This is a genomic window from Ruegeria sp. YTSA144, from assembly GCF_059610125.1.
In genome coordinates this window covers 1-4,925 of sequence record NZ_JBXWNA010000022.1, presented here as the reverse complement: position 1 = coordinate 4,925, position 4,925 = coordinate 1, and the positions used below count along the sequence as shown (strand labels likewise).

7 protein-coding genes are annotated in these 4,925 nt (G+C 57.1%); 1 reads left to right on the top strand and 6 read right to left on the bottom strand.

Annotated elements, in window-relative coordinates; translation table 11 throughout:
* Window positions 1-295: 295 nt before the first annotated feature.
* Window positions 296-1,321, top strand: coding sequence for a PilZ domain-containing protein (locus tag AC2FF8_RS20470; RefSeq protein WP_496880594.1), 1,026 nt, complete (start codon window positions 296-298; stop codon window positions 1,319-1,321).
* A gap of 110 nt (window positions 1,322-1,431) precedes the next feature.
* Here the strand turns inward: AC2FF8_RS20470 and AC2FF8_RS20465 are convergent, their stop codons facing one another.
* From AC2FF8_RS20465 to AC2FF8_RS20440, 6 genes are all read right to left on the bottom strand, one after another.
* On the bottom strand, window positions 1,432-1,728 hold the full coding sequence (locus AC2FF8_RS20465) for a 50S ribosomal protein L23 (RefSeq protein ID WP_170347256.1): 297 nt from the start codon (window positions 1,726-1,728) through the stop codon (window positions 1,432-1,434).
* On the bottom strand, window positions 1,725-2,342 hold the full coding sequence (rplD, locus tag AC2FF8_RS20460; protein ID WP_155148664.1) for a 50S ribosomal protein L4: 618 nt from the start codon (window positions 2,340-2,342) through the stop codon (window positions 1,725-1,727). Before rplD ends, AC2FF8_RS20465 begins: the two co-directional genes overlap by 4 nt.
* The gene (gene rplC, locus AC2FF8_RS20455; protein WP_496880593.1) at window positions 2,339-3,073 is read right to left on the bottom strand and encodes a 50S ribosomal protein L3; all 735 of its coding nucleotides are present in this window, start codon (window positions 3,071-3,073) and stop codon (window positions 2,339-2,341) included. The genes rplD and rplC overlap by 4 nt, the downstream gene beginning before the upstream one ends.
* 15 nt (window positions 3,074-3,088) lie before the next feature.
* Window positions 3,089-3,403 carry a 30S ribosomal protein S10 gene (rpsJ, locus tag AC2FF8_RS20450; RefSeq protein ID WP_008756422.1) on the bottom strand — a complete coding sequence of 105 codons (315 nt, stop codon included), beginning with the start codon at window positions 3,401-3,403 and terminating at the stop codon, window positions 3,089-3,091.
* A gap of 156 nt (window positions 3,404-3,559) precedes the next feature.
* A complete protein-coding gene (locus tag AC2FF8_RS20445; protein ID WP_496880592.1) occupies window positions 3,560-4,561 on the bottom strand; it encodes a hypothetical protein in 1,002 nt (333 codons plus the stop codon).
* A gap of 187 nt (window positions 4,562-4,748) precedes the next feature.
* Window positions 4,749-4,925: EF-Tu C-terminal domain-related protein (locus tag AC2FF8_RS20440; protein ID WP_480781542.1), on the bottom strand; the 177-nt coding region annotated here is incomplete at its 5' end.

Below are 4,925 nucleotides of genomic sequence, written 5' to 3'. Positions count from 1 at the left end.
CTGTCTTCCGTTTAGCAAGTGCGAGGGGGTTCCCCGCTATGTGAGAGGCCCCCGTAGGTGCCAAGGGTATAGGGCCCGGAAGGTCCCCAGTACCGGTGTTTCCGCGAACGACAGGCATGACCCCGGACGAATCCGGGGCCACGCGGATGGGCTGAAGCAAGGGAGTGTGCTCAGCCCGTCAAGCGCCCTGCCCTGCGAACTTGGCGCATACCTGTCACGTGAAGGCCGCAGAGCGATGGACGTCAGTAACTCCGCGTTAATCCGTCTCCGTTTAGATTCGCGATGGAGATGACAGATGAGAAGACTTCGCACTGCCTTTGGCACCAATCTGTTCAGCCTGCTGACTGCCGTTAGCTGCTTGGCTGAGCATGACCCGGCGGCCTTATGCACTCGCGTTGCTGAACTAGAAAGCTTGGCAAGACAGGCGGGCGCAACTGGGCGCAGCAACGACCCGGAAACCACCTTGGAGAAGCTTGTTCGCTTTCACGCCGAGATCGAAGCTTTCGAGGAACTCGCCACAATTCCGACCGTGCAGCGGGCCAAGGCCGACCTGGAAAACCTGATCCCGGATCTGGCCGGACTGTCCGGCGCGGCCATCGCCTTCAACACGGCAATGTCTCGACGGATTGATATCGTATTGCTTGCCCATGGCGAGTTACTAGGTTTCGTCAAGAAGGCTTTTGAATGCGACGCGGCAGCCATCCGGTTTCCGGCCCGTGGATCCGAGCTGTTGAGTACCGTCCGCTCTCAATCCCCGGATCCCCTTAAGCCAGCAGCTGCGCAGAGAGAGCACTGGCCGATCACCGAAAACCTCTTCTTGCTGGCCCTGTTGTTGCTGTCGCTGCTGATCGTGCTGCGGAACCCCGAGCAAAATCGCCGCAGTGTCCGGCACTTCTGTCACTTACCTGCGGTGATGCGGAACAGCAGCCGGTGCACCAAGACCCATATCGTCGATATCAGCGAGGGCGGGATGCGGGTCGAGGCCCCGCAGGAAGGGGTCTTGAGAGAAGAAGTCAAACTATTCTTTTGCGGACACGTTTCGCGCGGCCGGATCGTTTGGCGGAACAAGTATTTTGCCGGCATTCAACTCGACAAGGCCATATCCGACAGGATGATCCACGAGATTGTCGCCGCCAAAGGTTCCGCGTCGCTCGGTGCCGCCGTGCAGCGGCGGGCCCTGCCCTGTCACTCGTCGGACTGCCATCGCCGATGTCCGAAACACCGGCCCACAGCATTGTCTCAGAATCAGAAGCAGCCACCCCCTCTTGACGCCCTCCGGGATTCGGCTTCATCCCGCGAACGAAGAAATCCTTCGGTTTGACAGGCTGTCAATCGACAGCGCCACGTGCCAACGGGCGCCGCTTCCGCCGGAGCGCATCAAAAAAACCCCCGCTTGCGCGGGGGTTCTGATTTTCCAAATGACGGATCCGATCAGAGACCGGTGGTCACGTCGATGGTGTTACCCTCTTCCAGGGTCACATAGGCCTTCTTGACGTCTTTCCGGCGGCCCAGCTGGCCACGGAACCGCTTGACCTTGCCCTTGGTCACGGTGGTGTTCACCGCCTTGACCTTAACACCAAACAGCGCCTCGACGGCCTCTTTGATCTGCGGCTTGTTGCTGTCGATCGCCACTTCAAAGACAACCGCGCCGTTTTCGGACGCCATGGTCGACTTTTCGGTGATGATCGGCTTGCGGATCACGTCGTAGTGTTCTGCCTTCGCGCTCATTTCAGTCGAGCCTCCAGTGCTTCGACAGCCGCTTTGGTGAGCACCAGAGTGTCACGCTTGAGGATGTCATAAACGTTTGCACCCATCGACGGCAGGATATCCAGACCTTCGATGTTGCGCGACGCCTTCAGGAAACCTTCGTTCACGGTCGCGCCGTCGATGACCAGAGCACGTTTCCAGCCCAGGTTTGCAACCTGTTTGGCCAGAGCGGCGGTCTTGCCTTCGGCTTCGGCGTTCTCGATCACGACCAGTTCACCTGCCTTGGCTTTGGCCGACAGAGCGTGGCGCAGGCCAAGCTTGCGGAACTTTTTCGGCAGGTCGTGGCCGTGCGAACGAGGGGTCGGGCCCTTGTAGATACCACCCTTGCGGAAGATCGGCGCGTTGCGGTCACCATGGCGTGCGCCACCGGTGCCCTTCTGGCGATAGATCTTCTTGGTCGAGTAGCTGGTTTCCGAGCGGGTCTTGACCTTGTGGGTGCCGGCCTGCGCGTTGTTGCGCTGCCAACGGACCACACGGTGCAGGATGTCCGCACGCGGCTCGAGACCGAACAGATCGGCGTTCAGCTCGATGTCGCCGGCTTTGCCGCCGTCCAGTTTGATTACATCAAGTTTCATGCTTCACCACCTTCCGCGGGAGCTTCTTCCGCAGGTGCTTCGGTTGCTTCAGACGCAGCCGATTTCACAGCAGCCGGGAAAGGCAGGCCTTCCGGTGCTTTCTTCTTCACGGCGTCCTTGACGGTGACCCAGCCCGATTTCGGTCCGGGAACGGCGCCTTTGATGAAGACCAGACCACGCTCGGCGTCGGTTTTGACGACTTCCAGGTTCTGGGTGGTGACACGGGCAGCACCCATGTGACCGGCCATCTTCTTGCCTTTGAAAACCTTGCCCGGGTCCTGACACTGACCGGTCGAACCGTGCGAACGGTGGCTGATCGAAACACCGTGCGAGGCGCGCAGGCCACCGAAGTTGTGGCGCTTCATCGCACCGGCAAAGCCTTTACCGATCGATGTGCCCGATACGTCAACCTTCTGACCTTCCAGGAAGTGTTCTGCCGAAATCTCGGCACCCACTTCGATCAGGCCATCTTCGGAGACGCGGAACTCGGCCAGCTTACGCTTGGGCTCGACCTTGGCAGCGGCATAGTGGCCGCGCATGGCCTTCGAGGTGCGTTTCGCCTTGGCGGCACCGGCGCCCAGCTGAACGGCGGTGTAGCCGTCTTTGTCAGCGGTGCGCTGTGCAACGACCTGCAGGTTGTCCAGGTGAAGAACGGTCACAGGGATCTGCTTGCCGTCTTCCATGAACAGGCGGGTCATGCCAACTTTTTTTGCGATAATACCAGAGCGCATTCTCATACCCTCCGATTACGACTGCAACTTGATCTCGACGTCCACACCAGCAGCGAGGTCGAGCTTCATCAGCGCGTCAACGGTCTGGGGGGTCGGATCAACGATGTCGAGAAGACGCTTGTGCGTGCGGATCTCGAACTGGTCGCGGGATTTCTTGTCAACGTGAGGGCCACGGAGAACCGTGAACTTCTCGATCTTGTTCGGCAGCGGGATCGGGCCGCGCACGTTCGCGCCGGTCCGCTTGGCAGTGTTGACGATCTCTTGCGTGCTGGCATCCAGAACGCGATAGTCAAATGCCTTCAGCCGAATACGGATGTTTTGGCTTTGCATATTAACAGCCTTTTATCAGGCGTTGGAGTTGAGAGGAGGACAGACGCGCATCGCCAACCCTCATCGAACCCAAAAGGCGGGAATCACCCCGCCTTGATGTTCTTAGTGAGAACTCGCGCGTAATAGTGGCGTTGGTGGGGTTTGGCAACCCGCTTTTTAGTTTACGATGAACTTAGAGGCAGCACTAGCAAGCACATCGGCCCCAGACGCAAGGTGTCGCTTGGCGAAACTCTCGCCTTTAGCCACAATCTGAGCTATTCGAGTTTCAGTCCTTTGCAACTCAGCAACATCAAGAACTATCGAAACGAACGTACCATTCAATTGAAAATCTACGTCCGCTTTAGTTTGTCCCTTGAGGAACTGCCACGCACTTCCCGAAATCAGAGAAAACTCGCCGCATTCTCTTGCAAGTTGACTGGTGACGTATAGCCCGAAACCGGAATTTTCCCACTCTTTCTCTTTGGTATCATCGGCAATCGGCATCTCTCCAATTGGCTTGACGCCGGAAACACTAGGCAACAGGGCCAGCCTTATCGCATCCAGATCAGTTTCAACATTCGAGAAACTTTCATTTCGCTTCAAAGACGACTTTAGGCCGATACCATTATCAAGAATTGCAAGCTCGACCTTGTTGTTTCGAGGCCAGTATTGGCCGCAGACATAAAGTTCATCAGCTTCACTATGCTCAGCTGCATTCCGCATCATTTCGCGCAAGCAGTATTTGACTAGATCGAATAAGCTTCCGCTAGTCCGTCGAGTAATCAAGTATGCAAGACGCCCGACCCGCTCGTTAACGTACGCCCCTATCGGTTTCCCTTGCTCGCCAGCGTGTGCACGAAACTCATTCAAGTCATGGATCGTTAAAGGATAGTAGTTGGCTCCGCCGCCAGCCTCATATCTTGGTACGTTTAATCCACATGCCTCGAAGAATCCGACGTTAGCTGGGTATCCGTAGTTTTGCGCTCCTTGAAAGGCCTCAATTTTTCCTTGCCTGTTGGCCAGGTTGATTGAATGGGCTAGGACGACCATTCCCGAGGGACTAGCAAAACCAATCTGGGAAAAGTCCAGTGCGAAGCTATCCAATAACGATGTTTCTCTTATAAACTCGAGTATTGCTGCACCATCTTCAAAATTCGGGACGGTGATAATTTTAGACACAGATTCTCTCCGTTATTTCTACCTTTTCTTTATAGCACAGAGAGTTATGTGTTTGCTGGTTCGCCCACAATCAGAAATTGAGAAGGCCGCCCCGGTGTGGGACGGCCTTCTTTAGTTCAACCGAGTTGCTCCCGGCAGATTTTCCTGTGGAAAATCGCCTGCCGCAACCAGGCGCGGCATGCGCGCCTTACTCGATGATTTTCGACACGACGCCGGCGCCGACGGTGCGGCCGCCTTCGCGGATCGCGAAACGCAGGCCGTTTTCCATCGCGATGGGCGCGATCAGCTCAACGCCGAACGACACGTTGTCGCCGGGCATGACCATCTCGGTGCCTTCGGCCAGGGTCACGGTGCCGGTCACGTC